This is a genomic window from Mycobacterium sp. E136 (genome assembly GCF_001666865.1).
In the GTDB taxonomy this organism is placed as follows: domain Bacteria; phylum Actinomycetota; class Actinomycetes; order Mycobacteriales; family Mycobacteriaceae; genus Mycobacterium.
Genome location: NZ_LZJE01000313.1, coordinates 17678 through 32876 on the forward strand (window position 1 = coordinate 17678; position 15199 = coordinate 32876).

Sequence of the window (15199 nt, forward strand, 5' to 3'; positions counted from 1 at the left end):
TGGACCGCTGACCCTCGGTTCCGGTTCACGCCCGTCACCTCCGACACGGAGGGGCGACCCGGGGCCACGATCGAAGAGGAAACCATGAAAACGGGTATTCACCCTGATTACGTAGAGACCACCGTGCACTGCGGCTGCGGCAACACGTTCACCACGCGGAGCACGAAGCAGAGCGGACAGATCCACGTCGAGGTCTGCTCGCAGTGCCATCCCTTCTACACCGGCAAGCAGAAGATCCTCGACAGCGGCGGCCGCGTGGCCCGCTTCGAGAAGCGCTACGGCAAGCGCGCCGGGGCGAGCGCAGCGACGGGACAGGACAAGGCCGCCGACAAAGGCTCAGCGGACAAGTAGCTTCCCTTCCGGCGCCCGATCTGCCGCATCAGCGGCCAGGCCGGGCGCCGGTTTGCGTTCACGAGGGGTCACGAAGAGGAGGTCGACATGGCTCGCGCTGAATCCCCGGCCCAGCCGGGCGCGATCGACGCGCTGCTGGCCGAGCATGCCGACCTCGAACGCCAACTCAGCGACCCGGAGCTGCACGCCGACGCCGGCCGGGCCCGCAAGGTGGGCAGGCGCTTCGCGCAGGTCTCGCCGATCGTCTCGACGTATCGCAAGCTCGAGGCTGCCCGCGGCGACCTGGAGACAGCGCGCGAGCTGGCGGCCGACGACCCGTCGTTCGCGGCCGAGGTCGACGAGCTCGCGGCTACCGTCGAACAACTCGACACCCAGCTGACCGACCTGCTGGCGCCCCGCGACCCGCACGACGCCGACGACATCGTCCTCGAGGTCAAGTCGGGGGAGGGCGGCGAGGAATCGGCGCTGTTCGCCGCGGATCTGGCCAGGATGTACATCCGGTACGCCGAACGCCACGGCTGGACCGTCACCGTGCTCGACGAGACCTTCTCCGACCTTGGCGGCTACAAGGACGCGACGCTGTCGATCCGCAGCAAGGGTGACTCCGCCGACGGGGTGTGGTCACGGCTGAAGTTCGAGGGCGGTGTGCACCGGGTGCAACGCGTTCCGGTCACCGAGTCGCAGGGCCGGGTGCACACGTCGGCGGCCGGCGTCCTCGTCTACCCGGAGCCCGAAGAGGTCGAAGAGGTGCAGATCGACGAGTCGGATCTGCGCATCGACGTCTACCGGTCCTCGGGCAAGGGCGGTCAGGGCGTCAACACCACGGACTCCGCGGTGCGCATCACCCACCTGCCCACGGGCATCGTCGTGACCTGTCAGAACGAACGCTCTCAGCTGCAGAACAAGGCCCGCGCGATGCAGGTGCTCGCGGCGCGGCTGCAGGCGCTCGCCGAGGAGCAGGCGCAGGCCGACGCCTCGGCCGACCGCGCCAGCCAGATCCGCACCGTCGACCGCAGCGAGCGGATCCGCACCTACAACTTCCCGGAGAACCGGATCGCCGACCACCGGATCAACTTCAAGGCGCACAACCTCGACCAGGTGCTCGACGGTGACCTCGACGATCTGTTCGATGCGTTGGCCGCCGCCGACAAACAGGCGAGACTGCAGGCCACATGACCCGGCCAAGCCCGGCGCCGGCATCCACGCCGTTGAGCCGGCTCATCGACGCCGCGGCGGCGGTGCTGGCCGAGGCGGGTGTCGCGGCGCCGCGCGTCGACGCCGAACTGCTGGCCGCGTACGCGCTGGGTATCGATCGCGGCCGCCTTCGCCTCGTCGAGGCCGGGCCCGACTTCGCTGATCGCTACGGCGAGCTCATCGCCCGGCGCGCCCGCCGCATCCCGCTGCAGCACCTCGTCGGCACCGCACCGTTCGGCCCGGTCGAGGTGGCTGTCGGTCCCGGCGTGTTCATCCCACGGCCCGAGACCGAGGCCCTGCTGGAATGGGCGGTCGCGCAGAAACTGCCCGACGCTCCCGTGATCGTCGACCTGTGCACCGGCAGCGGTGCGCTGGCGCTGGCACTGTCGACGAACTGGCCCGACGCACGCATCGTCGCCGTCGAGGACTCCGGGGCCGCGCTCGACTACACACGCCGCAATCTCGCCAACGCGGCCGTCGAGATCGTCGACGCCGATGTGACCCAGCCCGGACTGCTGCCCGAACTCGACGGGGTGGTTGACCTCGTCGTCGCGAACCCGCCCTACATTCCCGACGGGGCGCAGCTGGAACCTGAAGTGGCCGAACATGATCCGGCCCACGCGTTGTTCGGAGGACCGGACGGCATGCGCGTGATCGAGGCGATCGTCGGTCTCTCGGCGCGATGGCTGCGCGCGGGAGGGCTGCTCGCCATCGAGCACGACGACACGACCTCGGACCGCACCGCCGAATGTTTCCGCCGGTCAAGGCATTTCGACGACATCGTCGCGCGGTGCGATCTCGTCGAGCGGCCGCGGTTCGTGACCGCACGGAGGACCCCCGAAGGAGGACCCGCGGCATGAGTCAGGTGTTCGACTGCTCCGACGCCGAGCAGCGTGAGACGGGCATCGCGTCAGCGATCAGCGCGCTCAAGGGCGGGCGCCTCGTCGTCCTGCCGACCGACACCGTCTACGGCATCGGTGCGGACGCGTTCGACAGCGAAGCAGTCGCCGCCCTGCTCGCCGCCAAGGGGCGCGGCCGCGACATGCCCGTGCCCGTCCTCGTCGGTTCGTGGCACACGATCGAAGGCCTGGTGTTCAACGTGCCGAGCAGTGCCCGCGAACTCATCCGCGCCTTCTGGCCGGGCGCACTGAGCCTCGTCGTACGCCAAGCGCCGTCGCTGCACTGGGACCTCGGCGACGCGCACGGAACCGTGATGCTGCGCATGCCGTTACACCCGGTGGCGATCGAACTGCTGCGAGCGGTCGGCCCGATGGCGGTCTCCAGTGCCAACGTTTCCGGGCGTCCGCCGGCGGTCACCGCCGAAGCGGCGCGCGAACAACTCGGCGAACGGGTCGAGGTGTATCTGGAAGCCGGGCCCTCCGAGCAACAGGCGGCGTCGACGATCGTCGACCTCACCGGCGCGGATCCGCGCGTATTGCGTCAAGGGCCGGTCAGCGTGGAGGCGATCGCCGGGGTACTCGGTGTGGACCCGACGACTTTGACGGGCTGAGATTGACTTTCGTGCAGTACGGTTCACCGGTGGTCTACGCCACCGACACGCTGCTGGCACTCAACGATCGCGGTGCGGGTGTACCGATCCGGGAGCTCGCGCTGGTCGGCCTGACGGCGGCGATCATCACGTATTTCGCCACCGGGTGGGTCCGGGTCCTCGCGCGTCGCCTTGGTGCTGTCGCGATTCCGCGCGACCGCGACGTGCACGCGCAACCGATTCCGCGGATGGGCGGGCTCGCGATGTACATCGGCGTCGCGTTCGCTGTGCTGCTCGCGTCCCAGCTACCGGCGTTGACGCGAGGTTTTGTCTATTCGAGCGGCATGCCCGCGGTCGTCGTCGCCGGCGGCCTGATCATGGTTGTCGGCTTGATCGACGACCGTTGGGGTTTGGACTCGCTGACGAAATTCGCGGGCCAGATCACCGCGGCGAGCGTGCTCGTCACCATGGGCGTCGCGTGGAGCGTGCTCTACATCCCGATCGGCGGCGTCGGCACGATCGTCCTCGATCAGGTGTCGTCGATCCTGCTGACGCTGGCGCTGACGGTGTCGATTGTCAACGCGATGAACTTCATCGACGGCCTCGACGGCCTCGCCGCCGGGCTCGGGCTGATCACCGCGTCGGCGATCTGCATCTTCTCGGTCGGGCTGCTGCGCGACCACGGCGGCGACGTGCTGTTCTACCCGCCCGCGGTGATCTCGGTGGTGCTGGCCGGGGTCTGCCTCGGCTTTCTGCCGCACAACTTCCACCCGGCCAAGATCTTCATGGGCGACTCCGGTTCGATGCTGATCGGCCTGATGCTCGCGGCGGCCTCGACCACGGCCGCCGGGCCCATCTCGCAGACGGCGTACGGGGTGCGCGACGTGTTCGCACTGCTGTCGCCGTTCCTGCTCGTCGTCGCGGTGATGTTCGTGCCGGCGCTCGACACACTGCTGGCGATCATCCGGCGCACCAGGGCGGGCGTGCACTTCACGACGCCGGACAAGATGCACCTGCATCACCGGTTGCTGCAGATCGGTCATTCGCACCGGCGGGTGGTCCTGGTGATCTATCTGTGGGTCAGCATCGTCTGCTTCGGCGCGGCCAGCACGATCTTCTTCGATCCGCGCTACAGCGGAGCGGTCATGTTGGCCGCGATTCTGGTCGCCGTCGTGGTGACCTTGATTCCTCTTCTGCGCCGTCGAAACGGCCAATTTCAGCCGATGTACGACGAAAAGTAGTAGACCCCCTTTTGTGCCTCCCACCATGTGTTAGGGTGCATTCAGAACCCGAAATAACCTCGCGGGTTGCCGGCCCCCGGGCCATCGGTTCATTACCGATCGGCACGGAACCACGACCGACAAAGGGAGCTGCCCCGTGGGTGATTTCTGCGAGCCAACCGCCCTCCGATACGCTCAGGGCGCCACGCACGCAAATCATCGGGGCAGCCACCGTGACCGCGGATTGAGGTGAAGTTGTGACGACGCCAGCGCAGGACGCGCCGTTGGTGTTCCCCTCGGTTGCCTTCCGGCCGTTGCGCCTGTTCGTGATCTGCCTGGTCTTCGCCGGCATCGTGACCGCCGTTGCCGCGCTGCTCGATCATCCGATGGTAGGGGTGTTCTTCGGTGTCGGGCTCGGCCTCGGTTTGCTCAACGCCGTTCTGGTGCAGCGCTCGGTGGATTCCATTACGGCCGAAGAACATCCGCTCAAGCGCAAGATGGCGCTCAACTCCGCGACCCGGCTGCTGATCATGACCGTCATCGGGTTGACCATCGCATTCATCTTCCGGCCCCAGGGTCTGGGCGTGGTGTTTGGCATGGCGCTGTTCCAGGTATTGCTTGTTATTTCCACGGCGCTGCCGGTGATGAAGAAGCTCAAGGCAGGTGCCGGTGACGGACTCGAAGGAGAGGCTCCGCAGCAATGACGGGATTTGATGTCGCCGGCCAATCGGCTCAGACCACGATCCTGGCCGCCGAATCCGGAATCCAGGTCGGCCACCACACGGAGGCGCACTGGTTCGGGCTGACGGTGAACACCGACACTGTGCTCGCCACGGCCATCGCCGCGGTGATCGTGCTCGGCCTCGCCTTCTACCTGCGGGCCAAGGTCACCTCGAGCGGCGTTCCCTCTGGCGTGCAGCTGTTCTGGGAAGCCATCACGGTGCAGACGCGCAACCAGGTCGAGGCCGCGATAGGAATGAAGATCGCCCCGTTCGTCCTGCCGCTCGCCGTGACGTTGTTCGTCTTCATCCTGATCGCCAACTGGCTGTCGGTGCTGCCGGTGCAGTACACCGACTCCAGCGGCGCGATTCACGAGCTACTGAAGCCCCCGGCATCCGACATCAACTTCGTGTTGGCGCTGGCGTTGTTCGTGTTCATCGCCTACCACGCCGCCGGCTTCTGGCGCCGCGGTCCGCTCGGCCACCCGTGGCGAGTGCTCAAGGGCCACGTCACGATCCTGGCCCCGATCAACCTCGTCGAGGAGATCGCCAAGCCGGTCTCGTTGTCGCTGCGACTCTTCGGCAACATCTTCGCCGGCGGCATCCTGGTCGCGCTGATCGCGCTGTTCCCGCCGTACATCATGTGGTTGCCGAACGCGATCTGGAAGAGCTTCGACTTGTTCGTCGGCGCGATCCAGGCCTTCATCTTCGCGCTGTTGACGATCTTGTACTTCAGCCAGTCGATGGAACTCGAAGAAGACCACCACTAGCCGAACCGAACAAGCAGGACCCACAACCTGGTAGGACAGCTACCAGTTATCAAGGAGGATAAGGAATGGATCCCACTATCGCTGCCGGCGCGCTCATCGGCGGTGGACTGATCATGGCCGGCGGCGCAATCGGTGCCGGTATCGGTGACGGCATCGCGGGTAACGCGTTGATCGCCGGCATCGCTCGGCAGCCCGAGGCGCAGGGCCGACTGTTCACTCCGTTCTTCATCACAGTGGGTCTGGTCGAGGCGGCGTACTTCATCAACCTGGCGTTCATGGCGCTGTTCGTCTTCGCCACCCCGGTCGGCGGTTAATCCCGGCCATGGCTGACTCGAACGTCGTTCTGTTGGCGGCAGAGGAAGGCGGACAGAGCAACTTCCTCATCCCCAACGGCACTTTCTTCTTCGTGCTGCTCATCTTCCTGATCGTGCTCGGCGTGATCGCGAAGTGGGTCGTGCCACCGATTTCCAAGGTGCTGCACGAGCGCGAAGCGATGGTGCACAAGACGACTGAGGACAACAGGCGGGCAGCCCAGCTGCGGGCTGCCGCCGAAGCCGACTACCGCGAGGTGATGGCGAACGCTCGCCGCGAGGCGACGAATGTCCGTGAGGAAGCCCGCGCCGAGGGACGTCAGATCGTCGAGGAGGCGCGGACCCGCGCCCACACCGAGGTGTCGACTCTGCTCCAGCAGGCCAACGAGGAGCTGACGCGACAGTCCAGGGACTTGACCTCCGACCTCCAGGCGTCGGTCGAGACCTTGGCGGCGAATCTGGCGAGCCGTGTTCTCGGCGTCGATGTCACGACTCGGACCGTTCCGGTATCGACGGGCCAGGGGAGCTGACGCGCATGTCGACATTCATCGGACAGCTCATCGGTTTCGCGCTCATCGTCTTCATCTTGGTGCGGTACGTCGTGCCTCTGGTGCGACGGATGATGGTCGCCCAGAAGGAGACCGTTCGCAGGCAGCTCGAGGAGCACGCCGAGGCCGAGAAGAAGGTGGCCGACGCCGACACCGAGCATGCGAAGGCTCTGGAACAGGCCAAATCCGAGGCCGCAGAGGTGATCGAGGAGGCTCGACGGGACGCCGAGAAGATCGCCGAGCAGCTTCGCGTGCAGGCCGACCAGGAGTTGGAGCGGATCAAGACCCAAGGCGCGCAACAGGTTCAGCTGCTGCGCCAGCAGCTGGTCCGTGAGCTGAGGCAGAGCCTCGGCGCCGAGTCGGTACAGCGGGCGGGCGACATCGTGCGCAACTTCGTGTCCGACAGCTCCGAGCAGTCCGCGACCGTCGACCGGTTCCTCGCGGAGCTCGACGAGATGGCCCCGTCGACGACGACCTTCTCGGACAGCGCCACAGCGAAACTGCGTGCGGCAAGCCGTGACTCGCTGGGGCAGGTGGTCGAGCGTTTCGACGCCGCTGTTTCCGGTCTCGACGCGGACGGGCTGACGCGGCTGGCGGACGACCTGGCCTCCACGGCGAAGCTGCTGCGTGGCGAGGCCGTGCTCTCGCGGCACCTGTCCGATCCGTCGAGCGCCGATGAACCCAAGGTCCGGCTCGTCGAGCGTCTGCTCTCGGGCCAGGTGTCGGATCCCGCCCTCGACATCCTCAAAAGCGCTGCGTCGCAGCGTTGGTCGAGCACGTCGGATCTGATCCACAGCATTCAGCACGTCGCCAGGCTGGCCCTTCTGGTGCGGGCCGAGGGTGAAGGTCAGATCGAGGACGTCGAAGACCAGCTGTTCAGGTTCAGCCGCATCCTCGATTCCGAGCCGCGTCTGATCTCGCTGCTCGGCGAGTACACCGCCCCGCTGGAGGGCCGGATCAGCTTGCTGAACAACGTTCTTGGACGCCGAGCGAACAAGAACACCGCGGACTTGCTGCGCCAGACGCTCGATCTGCTGCACGGTGAGCGCGCGGACGAGGCCGTTCGCGAACTCGCGAATCTGGCCGTCTCGCGCCGCGGCGAAGTCGTGGCGCAGGTTCGCGCGGCCGCGGAGCTCAGCGACGCCCAGAACGAGCGGCTCACCGAACTGCTCACCCGTATCTACGACCGCCCGGTGTCGATTCAGCTCGACGTGAACCCCGAACTGCTCGGCGGCTTGACGATCGCCGTCGGCGATGAGGTGATCGACGGCTCGCTGGCGTCGAAGCTGGCGGCGGCCGAGACCCGCTTACCCGACTGACCCGACCACACCAAGACCCATACACGAAGTAGGAAAGCGAGAAAGCCGCCGATGAGCGCTCGCGCGAAGAGGAGAAGACCATGGCAGAGTTGACGATCTCGGCGGATGAGATCCAGGGCGCGATCGAGGAGTATGTCGCCGGCTTCGAGGCGGAAACCGAGCGCGAAGAGATCGGCACCGTTGTCGACGCGGGCGACGGTATCGCTCACGTCGAGGGTCTCCCGTCGGTCATGACCCAGGAGCTGCTGGAGTTCCCCGGCGGCGTGCTGGGCGTTGCGCTGAACCTCGATGAGCACAGCATCGGCGCCGTCATCCTCGGTGACTTCGAGAAGATCGAAGAGGGTCAGCAGGTCAAGCGCACCGGCGAGGTTCTCTCCGTGCCCGTGGGCGACGCCTTCCTCGGCCGCGTGGTCAACCCGCTGGGCCAGCCGATCGACGGCCGCGGCGAGATCGAGACGACCGAGCGTCGGGCGCTCGAGCTCCAGGCGCCGTCGGTGGTGCAGCGCCAGGGCGTGAGCGAGCCGCTGCAGACCGGTATCAAGGCCATCGACTCCCAGACCCCGATCGGACGCGGACAGCGGCAGCTGATCATCGGCGACCGCAAGACCGGTAAGACCGCGGTGTGCGTGGACACGATCCTCAACCAGCGACAGAATTGGGAGACCGGCGATCCCGACCAGCAGGTCCGCTGCGTGTACGTGGCGATCGGCCAGAAGGGCACCACGATCGCCAGCGTGCGCCAGACCCTCGAAGACGGTGGCGCGATGGACTACACGACCATCGTCGCCGCGCCGGCCTCGGACTCGGCCGGCTTCAAATGGCTTGCGCCGTACACCGGCTCGTCGATCGCCCAGCACTGGATGTACGACGGCAAGCACGTGCTGATCGTCTTCGACGACCTCACCAAGCAGGCCGAGGCGTACCGCGCGATCTCGCTGCTGCTGCGTCGCCCGCCGGGCCGCGAGGCATACCCGGGTGACGTGTTCTACCTGCACTCCCGCCTGCTGGAGCGTTGCGCGAAGCTCTCCGACGAGCTCGGGGGCGGCTCGTTGACCGGTCTGCCGGTCATCGAGACCAAGGCCAACGACATTTCGGCGTACATCCCGACCAACGTCATCTCGATCACCGACGGCCAGTGTTTCCTGGAGACCGACCTCTTCAACCAGGGTGTCCGGCCGGCGATCAACGTCGGTGTCTCGGTGTCGCGTGTCGGTGGCGCCGCGCAGATCAAGGCGATGAAAGAGGTGGCCGGGTCGCTGCGTCTGGACCTGTCGCAGTACCGCGAGCTCGAGTCGTTCGCGGCGTTCGCCTCTGACCTGGATGAGACGTCGAAGGCGCAGCTGGACCGCGGCGCACGGCTCGTCGAGCTGCTCAAGCAACCGCAGAGCAGCCCGATGCCCGTCGAGGAACAGGTCGTCGCGATCTTCCTCGGCACCAGGGGTCACCTGGATTCCGTTCCCGTCGAAGACGTTCAGAAGTTCGAGCGCGAGTTCCTCGACCACGTGAAGGGGTCGCAGGAGGGCATCCTCAAGGAGATCCGCGAGAGCAAGAAGCTCTCCGAGGAGCTCGAGGAGAAGCTCGAGAAGGTCGTCAACGACTTCAAGAAGGGCTTCGCCACCACCGACGGCAGCTCGGTCGTGCCCGACGAGCATGTCGAGGCGATGGACGAGGAAGACGTCGAAAAGGAATCGGTGAAGGTCCGCAAGCCCGCACCGAAGAAGAAGTAAGGCCTGAACACAGATGGCTGCCACACTGCGCGAATTGCGCGGCCGCATCCGCTCCGCGGGCTCGATCAAAAAGATCACCAAAGCCCAGGAGCTGATCGCGACGTCGCGAATCGCCAAGGCGCAGGCCCGAGTCGAGGCGGCTCGGCCCTACGACCGCGAGATCACGAACATGCTCACCGAACTGGCGAGCGCGAGCGCGCTGGATCATCCACTGCTCGTCGCGCGTGAGAACCCTCGGCGCGCCGGCGTGTTGGTGGTGTCATCGGACCGCGGCCTTGCCGGCGCATACAACGCGAACATCTTCCGCAGGTCCGAGGAGCTGTTCTCGCTGCTGCGCTCGGAGGGCAAGGAGCCGGTGTTGTACGTGGTGGGCCGGAAGGCCCTCGGGTACTACAGCTTCCGTAACTGGGACATCCAGGAGTCGTGGACCGGTTTCTCCGAGCGGCCCGATTACGAAAACGCCCAGGAGATCGCGACGACGTTGGTCGACGCGTTCACCGCGGGCATGGATGACGAAGGTGACGATCCCGGCGCGGACAACGTCCTCGGCGTCGACGAACTGCACATCGTCTTCACCGAATTCAAGTCGATGCTGTCGCAGTCGGCGATCGCACGTCGTATCGCCCCGATGGTGGTGGAGTACAGCGAAGAGGACACCGGTCCGCATACGCTCTTCTCCTTCGAGCCGGATGCCGAGACGCTTTTCGGCGCTCTGTTGCCCCGGTACATCTCCACCCGCATCTTCGCCGCGCTGCTCGAGGCGGCGGCGTCGGAGTCGGCTTCTCGCCGACGCGCCATGAAGTCGGCGACCGACAACGCCGACGACCTCATCAAGGATCTGACCCTGATGGCCAACCGCGAACGGCAATCTCAGATCACCCAGGAAATCAGCGAAATCGTCGGTGGCGCGAACGCGCTTGCGGACGCCGCCAAGAAGTAGCCCCAGAAAGCGAAGAAGACAAATGACTGCTACTGCTGAAAAAGCGACCAGCACCGACACCGCCGGTCGCGTCGTACGTGTCACCGGCCCGGTCGTCGACGTCGAGTTCCCGCGCGGTTCCGTGCCCGAACTGTTCAACGCGCTGCACGCCGAGATCAATTACAAGGACCTGGCGAAGACGCTGACCCTCGAGGTCGCCCAGCACCTCGGCGACAACCTCGTGCGCTGCATCTCCATGCAGCCGACCGACGGCCTGGTGCGTGGCGTCGAGGTGAGCGACACCGGCAACTCGATCTCGGTGCCGGTCGGCGACGGCGTCAAGGGCCACGTGTTCAACGCGCTCGGTGACTGCCTGGACGAGCCCGGCTACGGCAAGGATTTCGATCGCTGGTCGATTCACCGCAAGCCGCCGGCCTTCGACCAGCTCGAGCCCAAGACCGAGATGCTCGAGACCGGCCTCAAGGTCGTCGACCTGCTGACCCCGTACGTCCGCGGCGGCAAGATCGCCCTGTTCGGCGGCGCCGGCGTGGGCAAGACCGTGTTGATCCAGGAGATGATCAACCGCATCGCCCGCAACTTCGGCGGCACCTCGGTGTTCGCCGGTGTGGGTGAGCGCACCCGTGAGGGCAACGACCTGTGGGTCGAGCTCGCGGACGCCGACGTGCTCAAGGACACCGCGCTGGTGTTCGGTCAGATGGACGAGCCGCCGGGCACGCGTATGCGAGTCGCGTTGTCCGCGTTGACGATGGCCGAGTTCTTCCGCGACGAGCAGGGCCAGGACGTGCTGTTGTTCATCGACAACATCTTCCGGTTCACCCAGGCGGGTTCGGAGGTCTCGACGCTGCTGGGCCGCATGCCTTCCGCGGTGGGTTACCAGCCGACCCTGGCCGACGAGATGGGTGAGCTGCAGGAGCGCATCACCTCGACCCGTGGTCACTCGATCACCTCGATGCAGGCCGTCTACGTGCCCGCCGACGACTACACCGACCCGGCGCCCGCGACGACGTTCGCGCACCTCGACGCCACGACCGAGCTGAGCCGGTCGGTGTTCTCGAAGGGCATCTTCCCGGCGGTGGACCCGCTGGCCTCCAGCTCGACGATCCTCGACCCGAGCGTGGTCGGTGACGAGCACTACCGCGTCGCGCAAGAGGTCATCCGAATCCTGCAGCGCTACAAGGACCTTCAGGACATCATCGCGATCCTCGGTATCGACGAACTGGCCGAGGAGGACAAGCAGCTGGTGCAGCGTGCCCGTCGCATCGAGCGCTTCCTGTCGCAGAACATGATGGCGGCCGAGCAGTTCACCGGTCAGCCGGGTTCGACGGTTCCGCTGAAGGAGACCATCGAGGCGTTCGACAAGCTGACCAAGGGCGATTTCGACCATCTTCCGGAGCAGGCGTTCTTCCTCATCGGCGGTCTCGAGGATCTGGAGAAGAAGGCCGAGAGTCTCGGCGCCAAGATGGATGCCGGCAGTGGTGACGGTGCTCCGGCACAGACGGATTCGAACGGCGACGCCGGCAAGGACGAATAGCGATGGCGGAATTAGACGTCGACATTGTCGCCGTCGAGCGGGAGGTCTGGTCGGGTAAGGCGACGTTCGTCTTCACCCGCACCACTGCGGGTGAGATCGGCATCCTGCCCCGCCACATCCCCCTCGTCGCTCAGCTCGTCGACGACGCCATGGTGCGCGTCGAGCGAGAGGGCGAGGAGGACCTGCGCATCGCGGTCGACGGCGGATTCATGTCGGTCACCGACGAAAGCGTGATCATCCTTGCGGAGTCCGCCGAACTCGAGTCGGAGATCAACGCCGACCGTGCGCGCCAGGACTCCGAGTCCGACGATCCCGCCGTAGCCGCAAAGGGTCGAGCGAGGCTTCGCGCCCTGGGCCAGATCGACTAGCGGTCGGCACCTGGGCGAGCGGAGCGACGGGATAGACAGATGAGCGCGCTCATGTTCCTCATGGTCGCGCTGATCTGCGTGCTGCTTTTCGTCGTCGTCGCGCTGTCCTACCGGCTGTGGAAGCTGCGACAGGTAGGCGGTACCGCGGCGATCCTGCGCGATGTGCCTGCCGTCGGCGGGCACGGCTGGCGCCACGGTGTAATGCGTTACCGCGGCGGCGAAGCCGGGTTCTACCGGTTGTCGAGCCTGCGCTGGTGGCCGGATCGCCGGCTGAGCCGACGCGGCCTGGAGATCGTGTCGCGGCGGGGACCGCGCGGCGACGAATTCGACATCATGACGGACGAGATCGTCGTGCTCGAACTGCGCGACACCAGCCCAGAACGGCGCCGCGGCTATGAGATCGCGTTGGATCGTGGTGCCCTGACAGCGTTTCTGTCCTGGTTGGAGTCACGCCCGTCACCTCGGGCGCGACGCCGAAGCTTCTAATCCGTTGCCGGACCGCCGGGTTGCCACAGCACATCACCGCCGGGGTTGGCCACACGCGACAGGATGAACAGCAGATCCGACAGCCTGTTCAGGTATTTCGCGGGGAGCACGCTGATCGCGTCACCGTGCGCGTCCACCGCGGCCCATGCGGACCTCTCGGCGCGGCGCGCGACCGTGCGGGCCACGTGCAGGAGCGCCGAGAGGGGAGTACCGCCCGGCAGCACAAACGAATTCAGGGCCGGCAGCGCCTCGTTGAACTCGTCGCACCAGGATTCGAGTCGGTCGATGTAGCTTTGGGCGATCCGCAGCGGCGGGTGTTCGGGGTTCTCGACCACCGGAGTCGACAGGTCAGCGCCGGCGTCGAAGAGGTCGTTCTGAATCTGCTTGAGCACCTTCGACATTTGCTCGCCGGGGTTTCCCAGGGCGATGGCGACGCCGATGGCGGCGTTGATTTCGTCGCAGTCGGCGTATGCCACAAGGCGGGCGTCGTTCTTGGACACCCTGCTGAAATCGCTGAGCCCCGTGGTGCCGTCATCGCCCGTTCGCGTGTATATCCGGGTGAGATGGACCGCCATGGTCAAACCGTACCGGAACCAGTAGCCAAGGAAACTGACACGGCTCGCGACGCTGTTTAAACTAACCCGCGTGAGCGAGCGATTCGTGGTGACCGGCGGAAACCGGTTATCTGGCGAAGTTGCCGTCGGGGGGGCCAAGAACAGCGTTCTGAAGCTGATGGCTGCGACGTTGCTGGCCGAGGGCACCAGCACGATCACCAATTGTCCGGACATCCTCGACGTACCCCTGATGGCAGAGGTGCTTCGCGGTCTGGGTGCCACCGTCGAACTGAACGGCGACGTCGTGCGAATCACTTCGCCCGACGAACCCAAGTACGACGCCGACTTTGCCGCGGTCCGCCAGTTCCGCGCGTCGGTGTGTGTGTTGGGACCGCTCGTGGGGCGCTGCAAGCGGGCTAAGGTTGCGTTGCCGGGTGGCGACGCGATCGGGTCGCGGCCGCTGGACATGCACCAGGCCGGCCTGCGGCAGCTGGGGGCGCGGTGCAACATCGAGCACGGTTGCGTGGTGGCCGAGGCGGATCACCTCCGCGGCGCGGAGATCCAGCTGGAGTTCCCGTCCGTCGGCGCGACGGAGAACATCCTGATGGCGGCCGTCGTCGCCGAGGGCGTCACCACCATCCACAACGCCGCGCGCGAACCCGACGTGGTCGATCTCTGCGCGATGCTCAACCAGATGGGCGCGCAGATCTCCGGCGCGGGCACCTCGACGATGACGATCACCGGCGTCGACCGGCTCTACCCGACCGAGCACCGGGTGATCGGCGACCGCATCGTGGCTGCGACGTGGGGGATCGCCGCGGCGATGACACACGGCGACATCTCGGTGACGGGCGTGGACCCGCAGCACCTGCAGCTGGTGCTGCACAAGCTGCACGACGCCGGGGCCACCGTCACGCAGTCCGACGACGGGTTCCGCGTCGTCCAGTACGAGCGCCCGAAGGCGGTCAACGTCGCGACGCTGCCGTTTCCTGGTTTTCCGACCGACCTGCAGCCGATGGCGATCGCGCTGGCGTCGATCGCCGACGGCACGTCGATGATCACCGAGAACGTGTTCGAGGCGCGCTTCCGGTTCGTGGAGGAGATGGTCCGCCTCGGCGCCGATGCCAGGACCGACGGCCACCACGCGGTGATTCGGGGGATCCCGCAGCTCTCCAGTGCGCCGGTCTGGTCCTCAGACATTCGAGCCGGCGCCGGGCTGGTGCTGGCCGGTCTGGTCGCCGATGGCGACACCGAGGTCCACGACGTCTTCCACATCGACCGGGGCTATCCGTTGTTCGTCGAGAACCTCAAGAGCCTGGGCGCGGAAATCGAGCGAGTGGCCTGATTCCGACTGGATTCGGGGTCCCGCCGCGGGGCTGCCCGTCGTACGTAACCCCCCTTTTGGGGATTCCGCGGGTCTGGCGTATCCTCTTGTGAGAAGCCCACGGCCCCAGGCCAATCGGACTGGAGGACGGGGTTTGACGTCTCTGTCGAGATCGGTATAGACTGGCAGGGTTGCCCCAAAAGCGGGTGTGTTGTTTGAGAACTCAATAGTGTGTTTGGTGGTTTTTGTTTGTTGTTTTTTGTCTGCCTCTTTTTTCCCGTTTAGGGGTGGATGTTTTTTGATGCCAGTTTTTGGTGTCTTTGGTTATGGTCGAATTTTTTCGGACTA

Annotated in this window: 17 protein-coding genes; 16 read left to right on the forward strand and 1 reads right to left on the reverse strand. The window is 66.1% G+C overall.

Annotated features, from left to right (window positions below; translation table 11 throughout):
- The first annotated feature begins 84 nt into the window (after positions 1-84).
- The 15 genes from rpmE to A5698_RS20245 all read left to right on the forward strand — a co-directional run bounded on the left by rpmE (position 85) and on the right by A5698_RS20245 (position 12973).
- Positions 85-351 carry a 50S ribosomal protein L31 gene (rpmE, locus tag A5698_RS20175; protein ID WP_067088687.1) on the forward strand — a complete coding sequence of 89 codons (267 nt, stop codon included), beginning with the start codon at positions 85-87 and terminating at the stop codon, positions 349-351.
- Between the two features lie 87 nt (positions 352-438).
- Complete coding sequence (gene prfA / locus A5698_RS20180) at positions 439-1527, forward strand: peptide chain release factor 1 (RefSeq protein ID WP_068300437.1); 1089 nt, start codon at positions 439-441, stop codon at positions 1525-1527.
- Positions 1524-2405, forward strand: coding sequence for a peptide chain release factor N(5)-glutamine methyltransferase (gene prmC / locus A5698_RS20185; protein WP_068300439.1), 882 nt, complete (start codon positions 1524-1526; stop codon positions 2403-2405). The genes prfA and prmC overlap by 4 nt, the downstream gene beginning before the upstream one ends.
- Complete coding sequence (locus A5698_RS20190) at positions 2402-3055, forward strand: L-threonylcarbamoyladenylate synthase (RefSeq protein ID WP_068300442.1); 654 nt, start codon at positions 2402-2404, stop codon at positions 3053-3055. The genes prmC and A5698_RS20190 overlap by 4 nt, the downstream gene beginning before the upstream one ends.
- 2 nt (positions 3056-3057) lie before the next feature.
- Entirely contained in the window at positions 3058-4275 is a 1218-nt protein-coding gene (locus A5698_RS20195) for a glycosyltransferase family 4 protein (RefSeq protein WP_197500678.1), read from the forward strand.
- Positions 4276-4511: 236 nt separating this feature from the next.
- Positions 4512-4958 (forward strand): ATP synthase subunit I, encoded by a 447-nt coding sequence (locus A5698_RS20200; RefSeq protein WP_067088700.1) that lies wholly within the window; start codon positions 4512-4514, stop codon positions 4956-4958.
- The gene (gene atpB, locus A5698_RS20205; protein WP_067088703.1) at positions 4955-5743 is read left to right on the forward strand and encodes a F0F1 ATP synthase subunit A; all 789 of its coding nucleotides are present in this window, start codon (positions 4955-4957) and stop codon (positions 5741-5743) included. The genes A5698_RS20200 and atpB overlap by 4 nt, the downstream gene beginning before the upstream one ends.
- Positions 5744-5808: 65 nt before the next feature.
- Complete coding sequence (locus tag A5698_RS20210) at positions 5809-6057, forward strand: F0F1 ATP synthase subunit C (RefSeq protein ID WP_059100228.1); 249 nt, start codon at positions 5809-5811, stop codon at positions 6055-6057.
- 8 nt (positions 6058-6065) lie between these two features.
- A complete protein-coding gene (locus A5698_RS20215; protein ID WP_067088706.1) occupies positions 6066-6584 on the forward strand; it encodes a F0F1 ATP synthase subunit B in 519 nt (172 codons plus the stop codon).
- Between the two features lie 5 nt (positions 6585-6589).
- Positions 6590-7921, forward strand: a complete 1332-nt coding sequence (locus A5698_RS20220) for a F0F1 ATP synthase subunit B/delta (protein ID WP_068300444.1) — start codon at positions 6590-6592, stop codon at positions 7919-7921.
- A gap of 80 nt (positions 7922-8001) precedes the next feature.
- Complete coding sequence (gene atpA / locus A5698_RS20225; RefSeq protein ID WP_067088712.1) at positions 8002-9648, forward strand: F0F1 ATP synthase subunit alpha; 1647 nt, start codon at positions 8002-8004, stop codon at positions 9646-9648.
- A 13-nt stretch (positions 9649-9661) separates the two neighbouring features.
- On the forward strand, positions 9662-10588 hold the full coding sequence (locus tag A5698_RS20230; RefSeq protein ID WP_067088715.1) for a F0F1 ATP synthase subunit gamma: 927 nt from the start codon (positions 9662-9664) through the stop codon (positions 10586-10588).
- A gap of 22 nt (positions 10589-10610) precedes the next feature.
- Positions 10611-12119: a F0F1 ATP synthase subunit beta gene (atpD, locus tag A5698_RS20235; protein ID WP_067088717.1), complete on the forward strand. Its 1509-nt coding sequence runs from the start codon at positions 10611-10613 to the stop codon at positions 12117-12119.
- A gap of 2 nt (positions 12120-12121) precedes the next feature.
- On the forward strand, positions 12122-12487 hold the full coding sequence (locus A5698_RS20240; RefSeq protein ID WP_067088720.1) for a F0F1 ATP synthase subunit epsilon: 366 nt from the start codon (positions 12122-12124) through the stop codon (positions 12485-12487).
- Positions 12488-12526: 39 nt separating this feature from the next.
- Entirely contained in the window at positions 12527-12973 is a 447-nt protein-coding gene (locus tag A5698_RS20245; RefSeq protein ID WP_068300448.1) for a DUF2550 domain-containing protein, read from the forward strand.
- Here the strand turns inward: A5698_RS20245 and A5698_RS20250 are convergent.
- Positions 12970-13548 (reverse strand): cob(I)yrinic acid a,c-diamide adenosyltransferase, encoded by a 579-nt coding sequence (locus tag A5698_RS20250; protein ID WP_067088723.1) that lies wholly within the window; start codon positions 13546-13548, stop codon positions 12970-12972. The genes A5698_RS20245 and A5698_RS20250 overlap by 4 nt on opposite strands.
- A gap of 70 nt (positions 13549-13618) precedes the next feature.
- Between A5698_RS20250 and murA the strand changes: the two genes are divergently transcribed.
- Positions 13619-14872 (forward strand): UDP-N-acetylglucosamine 1-carboxyvinyltransferase, encoded by a 1254-nt coding sequence (gene murA, locus A5698_RS20255; protein WP_067088726.1) that lies wholly within the window; start codon positions 13619-13621, stop codon positions 14870-14872.
- Positions 14873-15199 lie beyond the last annotated feature (327 nt).